The organism is Streptomyces sp. NPDC059696, from assembly GCF_042733745.1.
In the GTDB taxonomy this organism is placed as follows: domain Bacteria; phylum Actinomycetota; class Actinomycetes; order Streptomycetales; family Streptomycetaceae; genus Streptomyces.
In genome coordinates this window covers 253338-275105 of sequence record NZ_JBHWFG010000004.1, presented here as the reverse complement: position 1 = coordinate 275105, position 21768 = coordinate 253338, and the positions used below count along the sequence as shown (strand labels likewise).

Here is a 21768-nt window from a genome sequence, read left to right as displayed (position 1 = left end):
GGCAGTCCGGCCAACTCCCGGCCCGAGCCTGCCCCTTGAGCCCGTCCGGACCCATACTCACAGGGTTCCCGTACGGCACCTCCAGGGAGGCAGAGCATGGCCCTCACCACCCGTCGCACGGCCCTCACCACCCTCGGCGCGGCCCTCGCGGGCTCGATCGCCCTTCCCGCCGCACCTGCGGCGGCCCGCGAACGCGCGCACCGGTCCCGCCCGTTGTGGCGCGCCCACGCCCACAACGACTACGAGCACCCACGTCCGCTGTTCGACGCCCTCGACCACCGCTTCGGCAGCGTCGAGGCCGACATTCATCTCGTGGGCGACCAGCTCCTCGTCGCCCACGACCCCCAGGACCTCGACCCCTCCCGCACCCTGGAGTCCCTCTACCTCGACCCGCTCGCCGCCCGTGTCCGCGCCCACCACGGCTCGGTGTACCGGGGGCGCCGCGGCTCGCTGCAACTGCTCATCGACATCAAGACGGAGGGCGCCTCCACCTACCGCGAACTCGACCGCCACCTGCGGCGGTACCGGCACCTGTTCACCACCTCCGCACACGGGTGCGTCGTCCGCGGTCCGGTCACCGCCGTCGTCTCCGGCGATCGCGCCGCCCGCGTGCCCATGGAGGCCCAGACCGTCCGGCACGCCTTCTACGACGGTCGTCTCACCGACCTCGGCGGCCCGGCGCCCGCCTCGTTCCTCCCGCTGATCGGCGACAACTGGACGCTCCACTTCACCTGGCAGGGCATCGGCCCCTTCCCCGGCGCCGAGCGGCAGAAGCTGCGCGGCATCGTCCGAACCGCCCACGCGCGCGGGCAGAAGGTACGGTTTTGGGCCACCCCCGACCTGCCCGGGCCCGCCCGCGACGCGCTCTGGGACGAACTCCTCACCGCCGGCGTCGACCACCTCAACACCGACGACCTCGCCGGCCTGGAGGCGTTCCTCGACGCCCGGCGGGCCGCCTGAGCGGCAGCGGGACACCACACGTTCGGCGGACAGGTCAGCCGCCCGGACGAACCCTCCGCTACGCCACACTTGCGGCCGAACACCGTGAACCGGACATGGCGGTGTGGCGGAGGAGTTGACGATGGCCATTTCCATCTCTGTGGTGCTGCTGCTCACGATCCTTGCGGTGATCTTCCTGCGCAACGGCGGGCTGAAGATCTCCCACGCGCTGGTCTGTCTGCTGCTCGGCTTCTCCCTGGCCGGCACCAGCATCGCCCCCAGCATCAACAGCGGCCTCACCGCGACAGCGGAGATCGTCAGCGGCCTGCGGCCCTGAGGTCATTGCGAGAACACGCCGATGCCGTTCGGGACGGGGCGTTCGGCGCCGCCGCTCGGGTGGTTGCGCACGGAGACCGTGCTGGCACCGGACTTCCGCGCGACCAGGGTCGACGAACCGCCGCCGTCCAGGCTGAAGGCGTCCCGCGCGCCCAGGTCACGCAGGGTGCCGGCGACTTCCGCGATGGTCAGGCCGCTGCGGTAGGCGGCGGCGCCGTCCAGCGCGAGCAGCACCAGGCGGCGCCCGCCGTCGGCGATCCCGACGGCCGTGCGGACGGCCGACGTCGTGTTGTCGAGCCCCGGCAGCGGCTGCCCGCCCGAGAGCACCGGATATCCGCCGAGGGCGAGCCGGTACGCGACGCCGTCCGCCGCCACCAGGCCGTGCTCGACCTCGACCGCCTCGCCCGCGGAGAACTTGCGCAGCTGCTGGGCGCCCGCCTCACGCCCGACCAGCACGGTGGTCCCCGCGGCGATGGGCCCGCTGCCCGGGGCGTCGGCGGCGGAGGCGACCTTGCCGTCGCGGACCGTCACCTCGTAGGTGTCCGTGCTGCACGGGGCGGCACGGTCCGTGTCCGTACCGCACGTGGCGCGCACCCGGGACGCACTGCCCCACTCGGAGGTGAAGGCACCGACCGAACCCACCGGCAGCGCGTACTGGTTGAGTCCGCCGAGCGGCAGCTCCGTCCCGGCCGTACGGACCGAACCGGACAGTGTCAGCCGGTCCAGTCGCGCCCGCCCGTCGGTGCCGACGCCGAACACGTCCTCGGTGGTCGTGCCGGGCGGCAGCGCCGGCCCGAAACGCTGTCCCTTCGGCACGGCCGCCTTGAGTGCCCGCCCCGACGCGATCGCCGGACCCACACTCGCTCCGGTCGCCTCGACACCCGGGTGCTGCGTCTCGGTGATGTTGAAGAAGTCGCCGTTGACTCCGGCGACCGCGCCCTGACCGTCCGCCATCGCCGAGACCGCCGCACGGGAGGCCACGGCCCCCGGGTACAGCAGATCGACCCGTACCCGCGGATGGCCGAGGTCGACCCTCAGCACATGCGCGTGCGTCACCCCCTGCGCCGCCTTGATGTCGAACTCCTCGTACGTCACGCCAGGCGCGACCCGCCCGCCCTTCTGGACGGCGCCTGCCGGAGCCGCCCCGACCAGGGCCGCGCCGGTCAGTGCCCCGAACGCCGTGAGGAACGCCAGTACCGCTCTGCCTGCTCCGCGTCGCCTGCGACGATCTGTCACCTGTGCCCCCTGATGCCTCGTCAACTGTCGGGTCCTCGGAGGCAGTGCACCAGACCGCGGGGTCCGTCAGGGTTGCCGAGCGCGCACTACGCGGGAACGGCTGAAAAAACGCAACCCGTCCGGGTGCTTCAGCCGTCACCCGTTCCGGTGCCGAACGGCGTGGCGTGCGCCGGCGTGTGGTCGACCGGCAGGCCGGGCCGCCACAGCGTGAGGGCCTGCGCGCTGCACACGAACAGGTGCTCCGGCAGGCGGTCCAGGGCGAACCACCGCCAGCGGCCCACACTCTCCCCGGGCTGGTCCGACGGCTCGCCCCGCCAGGCGGTGACCCGGGCGGCCACGGTCATGCGGACGACACCGCCCGCCTCGTCCAGCAGCGTCCCGAGCAGCCGGACGTCCTCGGGCCGCGCCCCGAGGCCCGTCTCCTCGCCCAGCTCGCGCACGGCCGTCTCCCGCAACGACTCCCCGGGCTCCACCGACCCGCCGGGCAGCTCCCACGTCCCGCGCCGGTGCCGGCCCAGCAGCAGCCCCCGTGGTCCGTACACGATGGCGGCGACACCGAGTGCGGCGTGCGCGAGCGGCGGCTTGTCGACCCGCGGCCGGGACGAGACCCGGACGGGCCGGATCACCCGGAAGAGCCGGTAGGAGGCCCTGTTGTCGTCCTCCGGGGTGTCGAGGACGTCGATCCCCTCCACGCGCAGCCCGTACTCGGTCAGCAGCTCCGTCCAGAGCTCCGGGGAGAGCACCCACATGTGGACGGTGACCTCGCCCCCACCGGCCAGGCGCAGCACCTCCGGCCGCGAGGCGACCCGGTCCGACGGCCCGTCACCCCGGCTGTTGGTGTGCAGCACCGTGAAGCAGAGCCTGCCGCCCGGCCGCAGCGCCCCGGCCAGGGCGGGCAGCAGCCGGTGCGGATCGATGTACGGGACGGAGTTGACGGCGTAGACGACGTCGTACGGTTCGGCCGAGCGCAGGTGCTCCACCGCGTCGGCGAGGACCAGCCGCAGCCCGGGCAGCGAGCCCTGGCGGGCCCTGGCTCGCTCGTACTGCCCGGCCGAGGCGTCGACCGCGTCCACCCGCGCCCCGTGGGCCCGGACCAGGTGAGCGGCGTGCCGGGCCGGACCGCAGCCGAGGTCCAGCACCCGTCGGCCCGTCAGCTCGCCGAGCACCTCGCATCCCGGCCCGCCGCCCTCGAACCCCCAGTCGATCCGCGTCGCCTCGGGCAGCTGCGTGCCCCGTCGCAGGTGGTGTGTCCCGTACGCGTCCCAGGCCTCGGCGTTGACCGCCTCCGGTGCTTCTCCCAAGGCTCAGCCGCCCGCGACGGCGTCACGCGGCAGCACCGTGACCCGGTGGAAGTTGCACCCGGCGAGCCCAGGCCCGTCCTCGTCGGCGGCGGGCGGGGTCTGGTGCGCCTTGAGGGCGATGCTCATCAGACTCAGCAGCAGGTCGACGTCCGCCTCGCAGTCGAGGTGGACCGTCACCCAGCACGATCCGGGCAGCAGATGGATCGCGCTCGAAGCGGCGAGGTCGTAGTGGAAGCGCTGTATGGCCCGGCGGGTGAGGTGGAGGTCCACGTCCCGTGCGGAGTGGAAGTGGACGATGTCGTCACGGACGGAACGGAGCGCCCTTCCGGTGCCGCAACTCGCCGGGCCCACCCTCAGGTCGGGCCAGGCCTGCAGACGCTCCAGGGCGCGCTGGGCCAGAGTCATGGACCCATCGTCGCCTGCTCACCGGTCCGCAACCAGGGGTTGAGCGGAATGTAACCGGGACGTGAGGTGGATCAAGGCGAAGCGCCGGGTGTGCCGGCGAGCCTGAAGTGCCCGGCCGTCAGGCGGACTTGACGAGTCTGAGGTAGCGCTTCCAGTCCCAGTGCCGGCCCGGGTCGGTGTGATCGCTGCCCGGCACCTCGTGATGCCCGATGATGTGCGCCCGGTTCCTCGGGATGCCGTACCTCCGGCAGATCTCCGCGGTCAACCGGGCCGACCGCTCGTACATCATGTCGGAGAAGGATCCGGGCCGATCCACCCAGCCTTCGTGCTCGATGCCGATACTGCGGGTGTTGTAGTCCCAGTTGCCCGCGTGCCAGGCGATGTCGGACTCCCGCACGCACTGCGCGACCCGCCCGTCGGAAGAACGCACCACGTAGTGCGCGGACACCTTCTCGCCGGGGTCGCGGAAGACGGACAGGGTGCCGGCGTAGGTCGTCTGCGCCACGTGGATGACCACGTAGTGCAGCGGATGGGCCCGTGGCCGGTTCGACGGCGTGTAGTTGCCACGGCTCGCCGGTCGCCACGCGGCCCCGGGATGGTCGACGGTCCGGGGACGGGCTTCGGCCCGGGTGCCGGAGAGCAGGGCGGAGGGGAGGGCGGTGAGGGCGGCGCCCGCGAGGATGCCTCGCCTGGTGGGGAGAAGAGTGGTCCGATGCATGACTGTGTGCCTTCCGGGCTCGGGTGGAGGGTGTCTCGGTGGACACCTCGTTGCGCAGCAGGCTCGCGGCCTGCCGCCGGCGGGGTTCGTCGGTGTCTCGTACTCGACTGCGCGAAGCCGCCGTTGCGGTTCGGGCTCGCGTGATCACGTTACGGCGCCTGCCGGCCGGCGGGGAGAAAGCGGCACGAAGCGTGGACGGGCCCGCCGATGTGGACAACTCCCTCACCCGGTCGGGTGGTCGGGGCAGGAGAGACCCCGGTCGTGGTGGCGGAATCAGCCCTGGCGGCGACCACCGAAGACGCGTCGCATCAGGCCTGCCCGGCGAACGCCGCCGGGTCGTCCAGCACCGCCCGGACCACCGAGTGGGCGGCCCCCAGCAGGGGCCCCTCCGGGCCCAGCCGCGACACGGACACGGGGCACGCCGGGCCTGCCGTACGCCGCGCCAGTTCGTCCCGCAGCGAGGGCAGCAGCCAGGGAGCGAGCCCGGACAGTTCCCCGCCCAGGACCACGCTCTCCGGATCGAGCAGATTGACCGCCCCGGTCAACGCGACGCCGAGTGCCGTACCCGCCTCCCGCAGGGCCCGCCGTACGCCCTCGTCGCCCTCCGCCGCGCGTCCCGCGAGCAGCCCGACCCGGTCCTCGTCCGGTTCCAGACCGGCCGCGCGCAGGACGGCCTCCTCACCGGCGTACTGCTCCAGGCAGCCGCGCCCGCCGCAGGCGCACTCCGGCCCGTCCGGCCGGACCGGCATGTGCCCCAACTCGCCCGCGAAGCCGCGGGTACCGCGCAGCAGCCCGCCGTCCACCACGACCGCCGCGCCGATGCCGATCTCCGCGGAGACGTGCAGGAAGTCGCGCGGAGTGCCGTCACCCAGCCAGAGTTCGGCGAGGGCGCCGAAGTTGGCCTCGTTGTCCACGGTCAGCGGGGTGTCCGCCGGGAGCAGCGGACCGAGGTCGGTGTCGTGCCAGCCGAGGTTCGGGGCGCGCACGACCGTCCGGGCGTCGCGCGCCACCAGGCCCGGCACGGCCACGGCGAGCCCGGCCGGGTACAGGCCTTCACCCTCCGCCTCGCCGACGACCTGCCGGATCAGCTCGGTGAGTTCCGCGAGCACGGGGCGAGGGGAGCGGCCGCGGTTGGCTCCCTGCCGTATCGCTCGCGCCCTGGTCGCGCCGCGCAGGTCGACCGCGCAGGCCGCGAGATGGTCGACACCCACCTCCGCGCCGATGCCGGCCGGACCGCGTCCGCTGACGGCGAGCGCGGAACCGGGCCGGCCCACCCGGCCGGGCCGCTCGGGCCCGAGCTCTTCGAGGAGTCCGGAGCGGACGAGTTCGTCGACGAGCGTCGAGACGGCCGCCCGGGTCAGACCGATCCGTGAGGCGACGGCGGCCCGGGACAACGGCCCCTGCGCGCGGACCGCGTGCAGGACGCGGGCGAGGTTGCGGCGGCGCATGCCCTGCTGCGTGTCGGGCAGTGCGCCGCCCGCCCCGGCGGGACGGGCCTCGTGCAGCGGTGCGGTCATGCCTGACGCCAGTCCTCAGTGAGTGTCCGTGGATCGCTCCAGCAGGGGAGCCGCGTCGGAGAGTACCCCGGCGATCCGCGACAGCGTCTCCTCGTCCCGCTCGACGGGGTCGAGCACCGGCCCGGCGGCCGTGCCCCAGCGGCGCGCGACCGCCGCCGGATCCTCCCCGGTCAGCAGCCCCGCCGCCTGCGCGGCGGCACCGAGCGCGACCAGTTCCGCGGCCTCGGGCACCTGCACGGGCCGGCCCGAGAGCCGCCGCACGGTCTGCTGCCAGGCGGTGCCCCGGGCGCCACCGCCGATCAGCAGCAGCGGTTCCGAGGGGTCCGCGTCCTCGTCGAGGACCAGGTCGAGCGCCCCGAGCAGGGAGTGCACGGCACCGTCGTAGGCGGCCTGGAGCAGCTGACCGGCGGTGGTGTCGTGCCGCAGGCCGTGCAGCAGACCCGAGGCGTCGGGCAGGTTCGGGGTGCGTTCGCCGTCCAGGTAGGGCAGGAGCGTCACGGCCGTGCCGGGCTCCACGGCCTCGCGGTCCAGCCCCAGCAGCGCCGCGACGCGGTCGACGGCGAGTGTGCAGTTCAGCGTGCAGGCCAGGGGCAGCCAGTCGCCGTGGGCGTCGGCGAACCCCGCCACCGTGCCGCTCGGGTCGGCCGGCCGCCGCCGCGAGATGGCGTACACCGTGCCGGAGGTGCCGAGGCTCATGACCGGGACACCCGGTCGCACCCCGAGGCCCATCGCGGCGGCGGCGTTGTCGCCGGTGCCGGGCGCGACCAGCGTGCCCTTCGAGAACGGCAGATCGTGGCTGTCGCGCACCGTGCCGGCGATCTCGCCGGGCCGGACCACGCGCGGCAGCAGGGCCGGGTCGAGCCCCACGTGAGCCAGGATCGCCTCGTCGTAGGACTCCGTCCTGGACGCCCACCAGCCCGTCCCGGAGGCGTCGCCGCGGTCGGTCGTGCCCTGCCCGGTGAGCCGCTCGGTGAGGTAGTCGTGGGGGAGGCGCACGGCCTTGGTGGCCCGGACGGCCTCGGGCTCGTGCTCGGTCAGCCAGGCCCACTTGGTGACGGTGAAGGAGGCGGCGGGGACGCTTCCGGTGCGTTCGGCCCAGACCTTCGCCCCGCCCAGCTCCTCCGTCAGCCGGCGGGCCTGCGGAGCCGACCGCACGTCGTTCCACAGCAGGGCGGGCCGCACCGGCTCGCCCCGGCCGTCCAGGGTGACCAGGCCGTGCTGCTGCCCGCCGACCGACACCGCGGCGGCCTCGTGCGCCGCCTCACCGCACTGGCGCAGGGCCTCGCAGAGCGCGTCCCACCACTCGCGCGGATCGCTCTCCCGCCCGGCTCCCGAGGAGACCGTGTGGGGCGCCTGGCCGCTCGCGACCACCCGGCCGGTGGACGCGTCGACGACCAGCGCCTTGGTGGACTGGGTGGACGAGTCCACCCCGACGACGAGCGGACCCTCGGCTGCTGACATCGGGCTTCTCCCTACTGCGCGCGGGCACGTGACTCCGTTCGGAGGCACCTTGTCTCTTCCCGGAGAGGTGCTGTGTCTTCCCGGAGAGGTGCCGTGTCTTCCCAGGAAGGTGCTCGCATACTAATTTGTAAATCGGCATGACGAAATAGTCTCAGCGAGCAAGGAGCCGCGGCATGAGCTTCCAGCCCACCCCCGAGGACAGGTTCACCTTCGGCCTGTGGACCGTCGGCTGGCAGGGACGGGACCCCTTCGGCGACGCCACCCGGCGCGCCCTCGACCCGGTCGAGACGGTGCAGCGCCTGGCCGAGCTGGGCGCCCACGGCGTCACCTTCCACGACGACGACCTGATCCCGTTCGGCTCGAGCGACACCGAGCGCGAGAACCACATCAAGCGCTTCCGGCAGGCGCTGGACGCCACGGGCATGAAGGTCCCGATGGCCACCACCAACCTCTTCACGCACCCGGTCTTCAAGGACGGCGCCTTCACCGCCAACGACCGTGACGTGCGCCGCTACGCGCTGCGCAAGACCATCCGCAACATCGACCTCGCCGTCGAGCTCGGCGCCCAGGTGTACGTGGCCTGGGGCGGCCGTGAGGGAGCCGAGTCGGGCGCCGCCAAGGACGTCCGCGCCGCCCTGGACCGGATGAAGGAGGCCTTCGACCTGCTCGGCGAGTACGTCACCTCCCAGGGCTACGACCTGCGCTTCGCGATCGAGCCCAAGCCGAACGAACCGCGCGGCGACATCCTGCTGCCGACCGTCGGCCACGCCCTGGCGTTCATCGAGCGCCTGGAGCGCCCGGAGCTGTACGGCGTGAACCCGGAGGTGGGCCACGAGCAGATGGCCGGGCTGAACTTCCCGCACGGCATCGCCCAGGCCCTGTGGGCGGGCAAGCTGTTCCACATCGACCTCAACGGCCAGTCCGGCATCAAGTACGACCAGGACCTGCGCTTCGGCGCCGGAGACCTGCGCGCCGCGTTCTGGCTCGTCGACCTGCTGGAGTCGGCCGGCTACAGCGGCCCGCGCCACTTCGACTTCAAGCCGCCGCGCACCGAGGACCTCGACGGCGTCTGGGCCTCGGCGGCCGGCTGCATGCGCAACTACCTCATCCTCAAGGAGCGCGCCGCCGCCTTCCGCGCCGATCCTCAGGTGCAGGAGGCACTGCGCGCGGCCCGTCTGGACGAGCTGGCCCAACCGACCGCCGCGGACGGCCTCCAGGCCCTGCTCGCCGATCGGTCGGCGTTCGAGTCGTTCGACGTGGAGGCGGCTGCCGCACGCGGCATGGCGTTCGAGCGCCTGGACCAGCTGGCCATGGACCACCTGCTGGGGGCACGCGGCTGACCCACGCGCGTGCGGGCCCCCGGCCGGCCGCTCCGGCCGGCCGGGAGGCCCGTTGTGCCGCGGAATCATGCGATCCGCGCCATGGGTCCGTATCAGCTTCCGTGCGCCCCTCCCCGCGCCGGGCGGTTCGCGGCGACTCTGTTCGGTATGGCCCTGCCGCCCGTACCGCCTCACCCGCCCGGGCCACCCCGGCGCCGGAACCCGCTGCTCGTCCTGCTCGCGGTGCTCGTGGCCGTGGCAGCCGTGTCGCTCGTGGTGCTCATGGCCTCGGACAGGGGCGACTCCTCGGACGAGGGGCTGTCCGGCGACGGCACGAGCCGCACACCCGCCCCGTCCCTCGCCATCCCCACGGAGCTGCCCACCCGGTTGCCGAGCGAGCTGCCGACCCGGTTGCCGTCGGGCTTCCCCACCCGGCTGCCGAGCGGTCTGCCGAGTGATCTGCCGCGCGGCCTGGAATCGCTCGTCCCGTCCCTGGATCCCGGGGAGTTGCTGCCCTGAGGTCCGCTCGGCCCGCTCCGGCCACCGGCGGCCGCGGGACCTGATCCTCCTCCCTGTGCTGCTTCGTCCCTGCGCTGACTCCTGCTCCGGCTAAGCGGGTCACGCCGTGGCGGATTCCGCCGAGTCGGGGGCCGTCACCGAGGCCAGAGCGGTGGCCGGGTCGTGGGCGGCTCCTGCCGCGGGCTGCCATCGGCCGCCCTCCTTGCGGTAGGGCCACCAGCGGCCGTCCCTGCCGAGGCGCAGCTGGACGGGTGCGCCGACGAGCGTCCAGCGGTTGCCCCGCGCCCGCAGTGCGGGCCGTTCATCGCTGTCCCAGGCAGAGTCCAGCAGGGCACGCGCGCGTGCGAGCGTTTCACCTTCCACATGCCATTCCTCGTCGAGGACCGACAGCGCCGCCGTGCCGCCGTGACGCCAGGCACGGACGGCTGTCGCCAGCCCTTCCCGGCCACGGCCCGACCCCTCGGCGAGCCGGTCGGCCACGTCCCGCCCCGGATCACCCGCGGCCAGCCGTACCGCGTCCTGGGCGGGCGGCAACTCCGCACGGAGGCCGCCGTCGAGGGCCTCCCCGAGCAGGCCGTGGGCCAGTACGGCCGTCCGTGCGGCCAGGAACTCCAGCGCGGCCGGGTCGACCCCGGGCGCGGGCGGCGTCCCGGTGTCCAGGGAGGGCGGCACCCCGGGCTCGTCGGGCAGCTCGGGCAGGGGCGGCAACGAGGGGAGGATGTCGCCGGCCGCGTAGGCCTCGGCCGCGTCCACGCCCTCGGGCACCGACACCTGCGCGGCGGCCGCACCGCTGCGGGTTTGGAGGTCGTCCAGCACCCGGTCCTCGGCACGCCCCCGCATCAGCAACAGCAGGAACGGGTCCTGGTCCAGCAGCCGCGCCACCTGGTAACAGAGCGCTGCCGTGTGCCCGCAGTGGTCCCAGGCCTCGCAGTCGCACTCCGGCTCCAGATCACCCAGGCCGGGCAGCAGGCCGACGCCCGCCTCCGCCGCGTCCTCCACCAGGTGCGGCGGCATCTCCCGGTCCAGCAGCGCCGCCACGTGACCGGCCCGCTCGGCCGCCATGTCCAGGAAACGGTCCCACTGTTCGGGCGAGAGCTCCTCCAGCAGCACGTCGGCCCGGTGCGCCGTGCGGTCGCGGTCCTGGACGACGGCCGTGAGCCGCCCCGGGCGCACCGACACCGCGCCCACCGCACCCGCGCGGGCGAGCCGGCGCCCCGTCTTGAGCTGCGCCGCGTCCAGCGCCGTGCCTTCCAGGGCCGTCAGCCACGCCTGACCCCACCAGGTTTGCGCGAAACCCCGCCCGTGCGCGGGCGGCAGTGCGGCGAAGGTGCGTTCGGTGTCGCCCTCGTGCCGAGTCATCGCAGGTCCCCTCGCAGTTCGACCAGGTCCGCCAGTTCCGCGTCCGTCAGTTCCGTGAGCGACGCCTCGCCCGCGCCCAGTACCGCGTCGGCCAGTTCCCGTTTGCGCAGCAGCAGTTCGGCGATGCGGTCCTCGATGGTTCCCTCCGCGATGATCCGATGCACCTGCACGGGCCGGGTCTGGCTGATGCGGTACGCGCGGTCGGTGGCCTGCGCTTCGACGGCCGGGTTCCACCAGCGGTCGTAGTGCACGACGTGCTCGGCGCGGGTGAGGTTCAGCCCGGTGCCCGCCGCCTTCAACGACAGGAGGAAGACGGGAACGCCGCCTTCCTGGAAGCGCCGCACCATGGCCTCGCGCTCGGCGACGGGCGTCCCGCCGTGCAGGAACTGCGAAGGCGTGCCGCGGGCGGCGAGATGCCGTTCGAGGAGGCGGGCCATCTGCACGTACTGGGTGAAGACCAGCACGCCGGCTCCCTCGGCGAGGATCGTGTCGAGCAACTCGTCCAGCAGCTCCAGTTTTCCGGAGCGCCCGGTGATCACGGGGTGCTCCTCCTTGAGGTACTGCGCCGGGTGGTTGCAGATCTGCTTGAGCCCGGTCAGCAGTTTCACGATCAGCCCCCGCCGGGCCATGTGACCGGCGCCGGAGATCTCCGCGAGTGCCTCGCGCACCACCGCCTCGTACAGCGCCGTCTGCTCCGCGGTGAGGGACACGGCGTGATCGGTCTCGGTCTTCGGCGGCAGCTCGGGTGCGATCCCCGGGTCCGACTTGCGGCGGCGCAGCAGGAACGGCCGTACGAGCTGGGACAGCCGGTCGGCGGCGGCCGGGTCCTGGCGTCCCTCGACGGCCTCCGCGTACCGTCGGCGGAAGGTGCCGAGCCGGCCCAGCAGGCCGGGAGTCGCCCAGTCGAGGATCGCCCACAGCTCCGACAGGTTGTTCTCCACGGGGGTGCCGGTGAGCGCCACACGCGCGCGTGCGCCGATGGAGCGCAGCTCCCGCGCGGTCGAGGAGTACGGGTTCTTCACGTGCTGGGCCTCGTCCGCGACGAGCAGGCCCCATGGCACGCCGGCGAGCCGGGACGCGTCCAGGCGCATCGTGCCGTACGTGGTGAGCACGAACTCCCCGGCCGCCAAGTCCTCCAGACCGCGCCGGGCCCCGTGGAAGCGCCGCACCGGGGTGCCGGGCGCGAACCGTTCGATCTCTCGCTGCCAGTTGCCCATCAGGGACGTCGGGCAGACCACCAGGGTAGGCCCGGCGGACATGGCGTCGGACTGCCGGTGCAGGTGGAGGGCGATCAGCGTGATCGTCTTGCCGAGTCCCATGTCGTCGGCGAGACAGCACCCCAGGCCCATCGACGTCATACTCGCGAGCCAGTCGAGGCCCCGCCGCTGGTAGTCCCGCAGGGTGGCGGCCAGCGCGGCCGGCTGCTCGACGGGCTGCTGCGCCTCGGGTCGCGCGAGGCGCTCCCGCAGATCCGCCAGCCATCCCGTGGGCCGTACCTCGACCCGGCGGCCCTCCACCTCCACGCACCCCGTCAGAGCGGCGCCCAGGGCGTCCACCGGGGTCACCTTGCCGTCCTGCCGCGAGCCGGCCAGCCGCGCCTCCTGAGGGTCGATCAGGACCCACTGGTCGCGCAGCCGTACGATCGGGCGTTTCGCCTCGGCGAGACGGTCCAGCTCCTCGCGGTCCAGTCGCCTGTCGCCCAGGGCGAACGACCACGTGAAGGAGAGGAGCGCGTCGGCGGTGAGGAACGACGGCATGGTCGCGAGGGCCGCGCCGGAGTCCGGCTCGCCGTCGGACACGCCGTCGTGAGACCTCACGTCGTGGGGCGGCCCCACCTCCGCGTGTGTGCTGAGCTCCCGGGACAGGCCCTTCGGCCAGTGCACGTCGACCCCGGCCGCGTCCAGCGCGCGTGCGCCCGCCCCGAGGAGGTCGGTGACCTCCTCGTCGGCGAGCTCGGCCGCGTCCGGCACGGCGGCCGACAGCAAGGGCGTCAGCGGGGACCAGGCCCGGGCCGCACGGCGCAGGGCGAGCAGCGCGTCCATCCGCGCGCGCGGGCCGAAGGCCTCGCCTAGAGTTCCCGCCCAGACGTCCGCGGCGTCCGCGACCAGCGCCGGATCGCTGACGCTGTGCACCTGCAGCACGGCTCGGAACGTCACGCGCGTGTCGTCGTCCGCCGCGTCCGTGAGGCCCTCCGCCTCGATCCGCAGCGACAGCCGCACGCCCGCGTCGTGACCCGCGGCGACATCGGCGGCCCAGGCACGCTGCTCGGGCAGCCGCACCGGCTCGGGCGAGGCGTAGGCGGGGCCGCCCGTCACCAGCGGCGCGGCGGGGGAGCGGGGCAGGGAGTCGGCGACCGCGTCGAGGAAGGCACGCAGGAGCTGCTCCGGGTCGGGCAGTCGCAGCGGCCCGGTGCCCTTCAGGGGCACGGCGTGCGCCTCGGGCGGCATCGCGGCGGCGAGGCCGCGTACCGCCTCGATGTCCCGGGCGCGCAGCGGACCCGTGCGCCAGGCGTCGTAGTCGGCCGGTGACAGCCCCGGCAGCAGCAGTCCGCGTGCGGTGAGCTGCAGCGCGTGCAGGGCCGCAGCGCCCCAGAAGACGGTGGACCGGTGCCCGCGTCCCTCGGCACGCGCGCGCGTGAGCACCGGCAGGGCGGTGCGCACCGGAACCAGGACGGCGGGCAGACGTGTCTCCTCGACGCCGCCGCCGTGGGGCACGACCACGGTCAGGTCGGCCATGGACGCGGACGCGACCGCCGGGGGAGCGGCGCCGTCGGGCCGCCAGAAGGCGACGGTGCCGGTGCGGGCGGGATCGCCGGGCAGGAAAACGCTGTGGCACAGGGCGAGTTCGGAGTCGTCGGAGGAAGGAGCCGGGGGATTCGGATGCTCGGCTATGACTGAGTCCTCAAATTTGACTAGTGCGCGGAGTCGCCGAGAGTACAGCACTTCGAGCGCAGATGGGTATGGCTGACCTGTGAGCTGGGTCACCATGGAGGTCTCAGGGGTGCGTCGGGGGCGTACCTCAGGGATGTCTCAGGGTCGCGGTCCGGAACCGCCGTGAACGCGGGTCCGTTTTCGAGACAGAGAGCGGCAGTGGCCGCGAAGGAGGCGACAGTCATGTCGAACAACGCCAAGATCGCCGTGGGCGGTGTGGCGGTCGGGCTCATCCTGCTGATCTGGCTGCCCTGGTGGGCATCGCTCCTGATCATCCTGGGCGTCCCGGCCGCCGCGTACCTCACGCTGGACCCCTCACAGCGGCGCCGGCTGCGCCGCGCCACCCGCAAGGAGCTCGGCCGCTAGGCAGCCGCCGGCTGCCCACGGCCCGGCCGGGCACCGCGAGGCGCCCGGCCGGACCGGCTCAGTTCGGCCGTACGGCCATCTTGTCCAGGGCCTCGAGGAGACCCGGCAGTTCCGGGCCCCTGCCCACGGGCAGGACCTCGCCGGGTTCCTCGTCGAGCAGCACGAAGGCGATGTCGTCGGTCCGTGCGACGAGCGACCAGCCCGGACCGTCGGCCCGCAGGGTCCGGGCGTCACCCGGTGCGAAGGACGACCGGACGCGGCCCAGCGGCGGCGGCGAGTCGATGTACGTACGGACCTCCGCGAGGACCCGCCGGATGCCGCTGTGGCCGCCCTGCGGCGACGTCGCGCCGGGCCCGTCATGCCCGTCGGCCACTTCGCGCCCCTGCGGGCCCTCTGTCGCGCCGCGTCCGTCCGGGGCGTCGGCCGTGCCGGGCCCGTCCGGGGCGTCGGGCCTGCTGGGTCCGTCCGAGGTGTCGGCCGTGCCGGGCCCGTCCGGGGCGTCGGGCCTGCTGGGTCCGTCCGAGGTGTCGGCCGCGTTTCCTCCGCCCCCCGCAGGTGCGGAGGCCCCCGAGGACGCCGGCGCCGGGAACTCCGAGTCGTCGACCTGCTCCCGCCACGTCGCCCACTGGAGGGCGATCTCGTCCGCGCCCAGGCGCCGCTGGGCGGGCCCCCAGACGCTGGTGTCCGGCGGGGTCAGCGGGGGCCGGTCGTCCGCCTCCGGACCCGGATCGTGCGGCGCGGGCACCCCGGGGGCCGCGACGGCGACCGCGAGAGGCCACCCGGGCAGGGCCGCGACGACCGTGCGCTCGTCGGGCGACAGCTCGTACTCCATGCCGCAGTCCCAGGACGCGATCGCGACGGCCACCAGCGAGACGTCGTCGATGGCCACCGTCCACCGGGCGCCCTCGCCGTCCTGGCCGAGGACCAGCCCGTACCCGTCCGCGAGCGGCGCGAGACCGAGCGCCGCGCAGGCCTCGGGGTAGTCGTCGCCCAGCACACTCGGGAACTTCGCCGGCGTCAGCAGCACCGCCGTGAGCACATAGAGCGCATCGTCCGCGGCGGCGACGGCTTCCTCGTCCGTCCCGGCCATCCCAGCCTCCCCATCGGTTCGTCCACCGGCGCGCACCCTAGTGCGCCCGGAAGCCCCTTGTCACGGCCCACCTGCGCACCCGGAGCTGCAGTTTTCCGGCGGACGGGGCGAATCGGCCGTCCGGGACGCGCCCGTCACGCCGCCGGCAGCCCCAGCAACTCACGCGCCACGGCCTCCGGCGACCGGCCGCGCTCACGGGCCAGGGCGATCACGGCCCGGCAGGCCAACTCGTTCACGCCGAACGACAGGGCCTCCGGTGACACCCAGCCCGCCGCCACCTCCGCTCGCTCCTGATCGTCCTCCGCGCACGCCGTGACGTAGGCCGCCGCCGCCTCGAAGAGGTTGTGCGGGCGCTTCTCCTCGCCCGTCCTCGGCTCCGTGCGCAGGACATCGGCGACCCTTCCCCCGGCTTTGCGGAACCTGCCCCACATGCTGACCACCTTCCCCCTGTGCCGGCCGTGCCCGGTCGTTCATCTCGTCGTCACCAACGTAAAGTTGCAGCACCTGTGGCAGAAGGGGGACGGCACGGTGAAGCGCTTCTCACGGCTCGAACAGATCCGGCGGATGGACCCGTACGAGGAGGCCACAGAGATCTACCGGCTCAGCGTGGCGTACGAGTTCCCCTGGGACTTCACCCGGGCCCTGGAACTGGCTCTGTACCGCACGTACGCCGTACCGGCCATCGGACGGCTGCTCGCGCGCACGGCGGAGCTCACGGACCGGACCCAGAAGCGCTACGACGACACGGCACTGCTCCTGGACACCATCGTCGAGCACGGGTTCGGCAGCGATCCGGGCAGGACGGCGATCCGCCGCATCAACCGGATGCACCGCAGCTACGACATCAGCGACGACGACATGCGTTACGTGCTGTGCACGTTCGTCGTGATGCCCAAGCGGTGGATCGACGCCTACGGCTGGCGCAGGATGTCCCGCCACGAGACCGTCGCCTCCGTCGTCCACTACCGCACGCTGGGCCGGCACATGGGCATCAAGGACATCCCTGAGACCTACGAGGACTTCGAGAGCTGCCTCGACGCCTACGAGGCCGCCCACTTCGCCTGGGACGAGGAAGCCCGCCGCGTCTCGGACGCCACGCTCGCCCTGATGGCCTCCTGGTACCCCGCCCCCCTCGCTCCCCTCCTGCGCACCACGACCCTCGCCCTGCTGGACGACTCGCTGCTGCGTGCCTTCCGCTACACCCCGCCCGGCGCCACCACGCGCGCGTGGGTGCGGCGCGCGGTCCGGCTCCGGGGCCGCGTCGTCCGTTTGCTGCCACCCCGGCGTGCCCCGCACTTCGCCCGCCAGAACCGGGAGATCAAGAGCTACCCGTACGGCTACCGGATCGCCGACCTGGGCACCCGCCCGGTCCCGGGCATCCGAGGGTGTCCCGTACGGCACGCCGACGCACCGGATGCCGAGGCGAGCTGAGACGCAGGCCGAGCCGCCGCCGGCACGGGGCTGACGCCGGCACCGGGCTGATGCCCGGCTCAGTCCTCGCGCACCGCGAGCGCCAGGAAACGGGAGTCCTCGTCGACGTACGACGTCAGGCGCCAGCCCGAACCTGCGAGCAGCGGACGGAGGTTGGGCTCGGCGCGCAGGTCGTCGGGAGTGAGAGCCCGGCCGTGACGGGCTGCGAGCGCCGCCCTGCCGGTCGGGTGGAACAGCGCCAGCACCCCTCCCGGACGCACCACGCGCGCCAGCTCCCGCAGGTCCTCGGCCGGGCTTCCCAGGTGCGAGATCAGGCCCGCGCCGAACACGGCGTCCAGCGACCCCGAGCGCAGGGGCAGCGCGGCGACATCCGTGAGCAGCAACTGCCCCTCACGGTCCCGTCCGGCCCGTACGGCCTCCCGCAGCATGGCCGGCGTCAGGTCGGCGCCGAGCACCACCCCCGAGGCCCCCACGGCGGCTCGCAGCGGAGCCAGCGCGCGCCCCGTGCCGCATCCCGCGTCGAGCACCCGGTCACCGGCACGCAGTCCGAGCTCGGCGACCGCGGCCGCGTAGGCCGGACCGTCGTCGGGGAAACGGCTGTCCCAGTCGGCGGCGCGGGCGGTGAAGAACTCCTGGACACGCGTCTGCTCGTCGCTCATGTACGGCATGATTCCCCACCGGCACGCAGGACGCTTCACCGGCACGGAGGACATCTCGGCGCACACGTTCGAGCGTGACCCGATCGTTCCGGCGTCCCCTTGGGTCAGATTCCAGAAGCTTTCGAACTGTGCGCCCTTCGCGCGCCCCGGCCGGGTCTAGCGTCCCGGGGCCATGGGACACCTGGACCACGCAGCCCTGGGGTGGCTGACCCCCGCACTGTCGTACGTGATGGCCTGCATAGGCGCCGCGCTCGGTCTGCGCTGCACCGTCCGCGCGCTCGCCACCACCGGGCGCTCGCGCCGCAACTGGCTCGTCACCGCCGCCTCGGCGATCGGCTCCGGCATCTGGACCATGCACTTCGTGGCCATGCTCGGCTTCGGCGTCACCGGCACCGACATCCGCTACGACGTGCCGCTCACCCTCCTGAGCCTGCTCGTCGCCATGCTCGTCGTCTGCGCGGGCGTCTTCGCCGTCGGCTACAGCAAGGACCGGGGCCGCGCCCTGCTCGTCGGCGGCCTCACCACCGGCCTCGGAGTGGCGAGCATGCACTACCTGGGCATGGCGGCCGTCCGGCTGCACGGAGACGTGACCTACGATCCGCTGCTCGTCGCGCTCTCCGTGCTGATCGCCGTCGTCGCCGCCACGGCGGCCCTGTGGGCGGCCCTGAACATCAAGTCGCCGGTGGCGGTCACCATCGCCTCCCTGATCATGGGCGCTGCCGTCAGCAGCATGCACTACACCGGGATGTTCGCGGTGGGCGTGCGCGTGACGCCCTCCCCGGAGGGCCTGCCCGGGGCGACGGCGATGCAGTTCATCTTCCCCCTCGCCGTCGGCCTCGGCTCCTACCTCTTCCTGACCTCGGCCTTCGTCGCGCTGTCACCGACGGCGGGCGAGCGGGCGGCGTCCGCGTCGGCACAGCGACCGGTAGGGAGCGCCGCGCCCTAGCCACGCGGACCCGTCGGGTGGTGCGCTCGCGCCCCACGCGGCCCCCGCCGGGACGGTCGGCCGGGACGCCGGCCCTGCCCCCAGTCCTCCGACCCACTCCCGAGCGAGGAGTCCATGCGCACATCCCGTAGGACCCCCACAGGCAGGACCCCCACAGCCGGCGCCGACGCGGCGTCCCCTCCCGTGCGCGGACGCCGCGCGCACGCCGGACCACCGGCCGACGAGGGCCCCGACACGCCGCCGGACGCCGCACCTGGCGGAGCGCCCACGCGCGCGCAGCGCCGGCACATACGCCCCCGCACCGTACGTGCCAGGATCGTCTGCCTGCTGATGGTCCCGGTCGTCTCCCTGCTGGCGCTGTGGGGCTACGCCACCGTCACCACCGCCCAGGACATCGCCCGGCTGCGACAGGTCCAGCGCGTCGACGCCACGGTCCGGGCTCCCGTCTCCGCCGCCGTCGCCGCACTCCAGACGGAACGCGCGGCCGCCGTACGCCACGCCACCGACCCGTCCGCCGTCCGCACCGGCGAACTGGACGAACTCGCCCGGCGCACCGACCGGGCCGTCGCGAAACTACGGCTCGGCAACGGCACCACCGTCGCCGACGGCGGGGAACTGCCCCCCGCGGTCGCCCGACGCCTGAAGACGTTCGTCTCCGATACCGAGCAACTGCGACCGCTGCGCAAGGCAGTGGAGGACCGGCGCGCGGGCTGGGCCGAGACGTACGACCGCTACACCCGGACCATCTCGTCCGCCTTCGGTGTCGGAGGTGCCCTCACCGGCATCCGCGACGCCGACCTCGGCTCCGACGCCCGCGTGCTGCTCGAACTGTCCCGCGCGGGAGAGGCGTTGGCCCAGGAGGACGCGGTGCTGGCGAGCGCCCGCCTGGACGGCGTCCTGACCGGCGAGCGTCTGCGGCTCTTCACCGGCGCCGTCGAGCTGCGCCGCACGCTCACCGCGTCGGCCGTCGCGGACCTGAGCGGCACCGAACGCTCCGCGTGGGAGAGCCTCGCGGACAGCAACGCCTACGCCGGCCTGGGCGACTCCGAGGAAGGCATCCTCAGCCGTGGGCCGGGCGCGAAGGCGGTCGAAGCGGTACCCGAAAACACCTGGACCACGGCGCACGCGCGCGTGCAGAACGGCATGCGCACCATCGAGGACGACGCGGCACGCGGAGTCGCGGAGCGCGCCGACCCGTTCACCCGGGGACTGCTCACCCCCGCCGGAGCCGCCCTCCTGCTCGGCCTCGCCGCCGTCGCGGCCTCGCTCGTCATCTCCGTGCGCATCGGACGCGGCCTCGTGGTGGAACTGGAGGCACTGCGCAACAGCGCCCTGGAGATCGCACGCCACAAACTGCCCGACGCCATGCGCAGACTGCGCGCGGGCGACGAGATCGACATCCACGCCGAGGCGCCGCAGGGGACGCCCGCGGACGACGAGACCGGACAGGTGGCCGAGGCCCTCACCACCGTGCACCGCGCGGCGCTGCGGGCCGCCGTGGAACGCGCCGAACTCGCCAGCGGCATCTCCGGCGTCTTCGTGAACCTCGCCCGCCGCAGCCAGATCCTCGTCCACCGGCAGCTGGCCCTCCTCGACAGCATGGAACGCCGCTCCGACGATCCGAACGAGCTGAGCGACCTCTTCCGCCTCGATCACCTCACCACCCGCATGCGCCGCCACGCGGAGAGCCTCATCATCCTCTCCGGGGCCGCCCCGGGCAGGGCCTGGCGCATGCCGGTCTCCTTGACGAACGTGGTCCGCGCCGCCGTCTCCGAAGTGGAGGACTACGCGCGCGTGGAGGTGCGGCAACTTCCCGAGGCAGCCGTCGTCGGCGCCGCCGTCGCCGACCTCACCCATCTGCTGGCCGAGATCATCGAGAACGCCGCCCAGTTCTCCCCACCCCACACACGGGTGCGCGTCACCGGTGAACCCGTCGGCAACGGCTACGCCGTGGAGGTCGAGGACCGCGGGCTCGGCATGGGCAGGGAAACCCTCGCCGAAGCGAACCGCCGCATCGCCCAGTCGGAGGCGCTCGACCTGTTCGACAGCGACAGGCTCGGCCTGTTCGTGGTGAGCCGGCTCGCAGCCCGGCACGACGTCAAGGTCCACCTTCGGACCTCCCCCTACGGCGGCACCACCGCGGTGGTCCTGCTGCCCACCGCCCTGCTCCACACGGGCACGGCACGACGAGCCCCCGAGTCGGCGCAGCCCGCGCGGCAGCCCGAGGAACGCTCCTACGCGCCGGTTCCCGACGACACCCTGGCGCAGGACGCCGTCCCCGGCCGGGGCGACCGGCGTGCCCTCGTGGGCCCGGTACCGACCGTCACCGAGGCCGAGGCCGAGGCCGGAGCCGTCACCGAGGCCGAGACCGAAGCCGCAACCGCGACCGCGACCGCGGGCCGCGCGCGGACCCGTCGGTACCCGGGCGCCACCGCGCACGCCGACAGCCCAGGTGACGCGGACAGCCCGCGACACCTGGAGTCCCCGAGCCAGACCCCACCCTCAGGAGTCGCCACCTTGCGACTGCACCGCCCACCGCAGCAACCCGAAGACTCCGACGACCTGCCCCGCCGCGTACGTCAGGCCAGCCTCGCCCCGCAACTGCGCGACAAGCGCCCCGAGGACCGGCCCCCGGCACCGGCCGCCCGGGACCACGAGCGAACGCCCGAACTGGTCAGGGACCGCATGGCCGCCTACCGCGACGGCTGGGCACGCGGCGGCGGCAGACGACCCGGCCGCGGCACCACTTCCGGCCCCGCCACGGGCAGGGACAGCAGCGAAGGAGACCCCGCATGATCCAGGACCCGAGCACCCAGTCCGCCGCGCGATCCGGCGAACTCGACTGGCTGCTGGACGATCTGGTGCTCCGCGCGAGCGACATCCGGCACGCCGTGGTGCTGTCCAACGACGGCCTCGCCATCGGCGCCTCGAGCGGCCTGCGCCGCGAGGACGCCGAGCACCTCGCCGCGGTCGCCTCGGGCTTCCACAGCCTCGCCAAGGGCGCCGGGCGGCACTTCGGCGTCGGCGGAGTCCGCCAGACGATGGTGGAGATGGACGAGGGCTTCCTGTTCGTCGCCGCCGCCGGCGACGGCTCCTGCCTCGCGCTCCTCACCGCGGTCACAGCCGACATCGGCCTCGTGGCCTACGAGATGGCACGCCTGGTCAAACGTGTCGGTGAGCACCTCGGTACGGCTCCCCGCGCGGCCGCACGGCCACCCGCCGCCGGATGAACCGGG

At 73.8% G+C, this 21768-nt stretch carries 20 protein-coding genes; 9 read left to right on the top strand and 11 right to left on the bottom strand.

Annotation, left to right across the window (positions count from 1 at the left end; genetic code table 11):
• The first annotated feature begins 96 nt into the window (after window positions 1-96).
• Complete coding sequence (locus ACFV20_RS06530) at window positions 97-960, top strand: phosphatidylinositol-specific phospholipase C/glycerophosphodiester phosphodiesterase family protein (protein ID WP_385653081.1); 864 nt, start codon at window positions 97-99, stop codon at window positions 958-960.
• 121 nt (window positions 961-1081) lie between these two features.
• Window positions 1082-1276 (top strand): hypothetical protein, encoded by a 195-nt coding sequence (locus ACFV20_RS06525; protein WP_385653078.1) that lies wholly within the window; start codon window positions 1082-1084, stop codon window positions 1274-1276.
• 2 nt (window positions 1277-1278) lie between these two features.
• Here ACFV20_RS06525 and ACFV20_RS06520 read toward each other — a convergent pair whose 3' ends face one another.
• The 6 genes from ACFV20_RS06520 to xylB form a co-directional block, all read right to left on the bottom strand.
• Window positions 1279-2511, bottom strand: coding sequence for a phosphodiester glycosidase family protein (locus ACFV20_RS06520; protein WP_385653076.1), 1233 nt, complete (start codon window positions 2509-2511; stop codon window positions 1279-1281).
• A 128-nt stretch (window positions 2512-2639) separates the two neighbouring features.
• Window positions 2640-3812, bottom strand: a complete 1173-nt coding sequence (locus ACFV20_RS06515; RefSeq protein ID WP_385653075.1) for an NUDIX domain-containing protein — start codon at window positions 3810-3812, stop codon at window positions 2640-2642.
• A gap of 3 nt (window positions 3813-3815) precedes the next feature.
• On the bottom strand, window positions 3816-4217 hold the full coding sequence (locus tag ACFV20_RS06510; protein WP_385653073.1) for a luciferase family protein: 402 nt from the start codon (window positions 4215-4217) through the stop codon (window positions 3816-3818).
• Between the two features lie 118 nt (window positions 4218-4335).
• Window positions 4336-4935, bottom strand: coding sequence for an N-acetylmuramoyl-L-alanine amidase (locus tag ACFV20_RS06505; protein WP_385653070.1), 600 nt, complete (start codon window positions 4933-4935; stop codon window positions 4336-4338).
• A 308-nt stretch (window positions 4936-5243) separates the two neighbouring features.
• A complete protein-coding gene (locus ACFV20_RS06500) occupies window positions 5244-6452 on the bottom strand; it encodes an ROK family protein (protein WP_385653069.1) in 1209 nt (402 codons plus the stop codon).
• 15 nt (window positions 6453-6467) lie between these two features.
• On the bottom strand, window positions 6468-7913 hold the full coding sequence (gene xylB, locus ACFV20_RS06495; RefSeq protein WP_385653067.1) for a xylulokinase: 1446 nt from the start codon (window positions 7911-7913) through the stop codon (window positions 6468-6470).
• Window positions 7914-8086: 173 nt separating this feature from the next.
• On the opposite strand from xylB, the gene xylA reads away from it, so the two are divergent.
• Window positions 8087-9253 carry a xylose isomerase gene (gene xylA / locus ACFV20_RS06490; protein WP_385653065.1) on the top strand — a complete coding sequence of 389 codons (1167 nt, stop codon included), beginning with the start codon at window positions 8087-8089 and terminating at the stop codon, window positions 9251-9253.
• Window positions 9254-9400: 147 nt separating this feature from the next.
• Entirely contained in the window at window positions 9401-9751 is a 351-nt protein-coding gene (locus ACFV20_RS06485; RefSeq protein ID WP_385653063.1) for a hypothetical protein, read from the top strand.
• 99 nt (window positions 9752-9850) lie between these two features.
• Here the strand turns inward: ACFV20_RS06485 and ACFV20_RS06480 are convergent, their stop codons facing one another.
• Together ACFV20_RS06480 and ACFV20_RS06475 are read right to left on the bottom strand one after the other, a co-directional pair.
• Complete coding sequence (locus ACFV20_RS06480) at window positions 9851-11110, bottom strand: SWF or SNF family helicase (RefSeq protein WP_385653062.1); 1260 nt, start codon at window positions 11108-11110, stop codon at window positions 9851-9853.
• Complete coding sequence (locus ACFV20_RS06475; RefSeq protein WP_385653060.1) at window positions 11107-13845, bottom strand: DEAD/DEAH box helicase; 2739 nt, start codon at window positions 13843-13845, stop codon at window positions 11107-11109. The genes ACFV20_RS06480 and ACFV20_RS06475 overlap by 4 nt, the downstream gene beginning before the upstream one ends.
• A 378-nt stretch (window positions 13846-14223) precedes the next feature.
• On the opposite strand from ACFV20_RS06475, the gene ACFV20_RS06470 reads away from it, so the two are divergent.
• The gene (locus ACFV20_RS06470; RefSeq protein ID WP_385653058.1) at window positions 14224-14406 is read left to right on the top strand and encodes a hypothetical protein; all 183 of its coding nucleotides are present in this window, start codon (window positions 14224-14226) and stop codon (window positions 14404-14406) included.
• A 58-nt stretch (window positions 14407-14464) separates the two neighbouring features.
• On the opposite strand, the gene ACFV20_RS06465 is transcribed toward ACFV20_RS06470, so the two are convergent.
• On the bottom strand, window positions 14465-15496 hold the full coding sequence (locus ACFV20_RS06465) for a hypothetical protein (protein WP_385653056.1): 1032 nt from the start codon (window positions 15494-15496) through the stop codon (window positions 14465-14467).
• Window positions 15497-15630: 134 nt separating this feature from the next.
• The gene (locus ACFV20_RS06460) at window positions 15631-15927 is read right to left on the bottom strand and encodes a hypothetical protein (RefSeq protein ID WP_385653055.1); all 297 of its coding nucleotides are present in this window, start codon (window positions 15925-15927) and stop codon (window positions 15631-15633) included.
• A 97-nt stretch (window positions 15928-16024) separates the two neighbouring features.
• On the opposite strand from ACFV20_RS06460, the gene ACFV20_RS06455 reads away from it, so the two are divergent.
• Window positions 16025-16927 carry an oxygenase MpaB family protein gene (locus tag ACFV20_RS06455; protein WP_385653196.1) on the top strand — a complete coding sequence of 301 codons (903 nt, stop codon included), beginning with the start codon at window positions 16025-16027 and terminating at the stop codon, window positions 16925-16927.
• 59 nt (window positions 16928-16986) lie between these two features.
• Here ACFV20_RS06455 and ACFV20_RS06450 read toward each other — a convergent pair whose 3' ends face one another.
• Window positions 16987-17586 carry a class I SAM-dependent methyltransferase gene (locus tag ACFV20_RS06450; protein WP_385653054.1) on the bottom strand — a complete coding sequence of 200 codons (600 nt, stop codon included), beginning with the start codon at window positions 17584-17586 and terminating at the stop codon, window positions 16987-16989.
• A gap of 172 nt (window positions 17587-17758) precedes the next feature.
• Here ACFV20_RS06450 and ACFV20_RS06445 point away from each other — a divergent pair, with 172 nt between their 5' ends.
• From ACFV20_RS06445 to ACFV20_RS06435, 3 genes are all read left to right on the top strand, one after another.
• A complete protein-coding gene (locus tag ACFV20_RS06445; protein WP_385653052.1) occupies window positions 17759-18532 on the top strand; it encodes an MHYT domain-containing protein in 774 nt (257 codons plus the stop codon).
• A gap of 114 nt (window positions 18533-18646) precedes the next feature.
• Window positions 18647-21328 (top strand): nitrate- and nitrite sensing domain-containing protein, encoded by a 2682-nt coding sequence (locus ACFV20_RS06440; protein ID WP_385653050.1) that lies wholly within the window; start codon window positions 18647-18649, stop codon window positions 21326-21328.
• Entirely contained in the window at window positions 21325-21762 is a 438-nt protein-coding gene (locus tag ACFV20_RS06435) for a roadblock/LC7 domain-containing protein (protein ID WP_385653048.1), read from the top strand. The genes ACFV20_RS06440 and ACFV20_RS06435 overlap by 4 nt, the downstream gene beginning before the upstream one ends.
• Window positions 21763-21768: the final 6 nt, after the last annotated feature.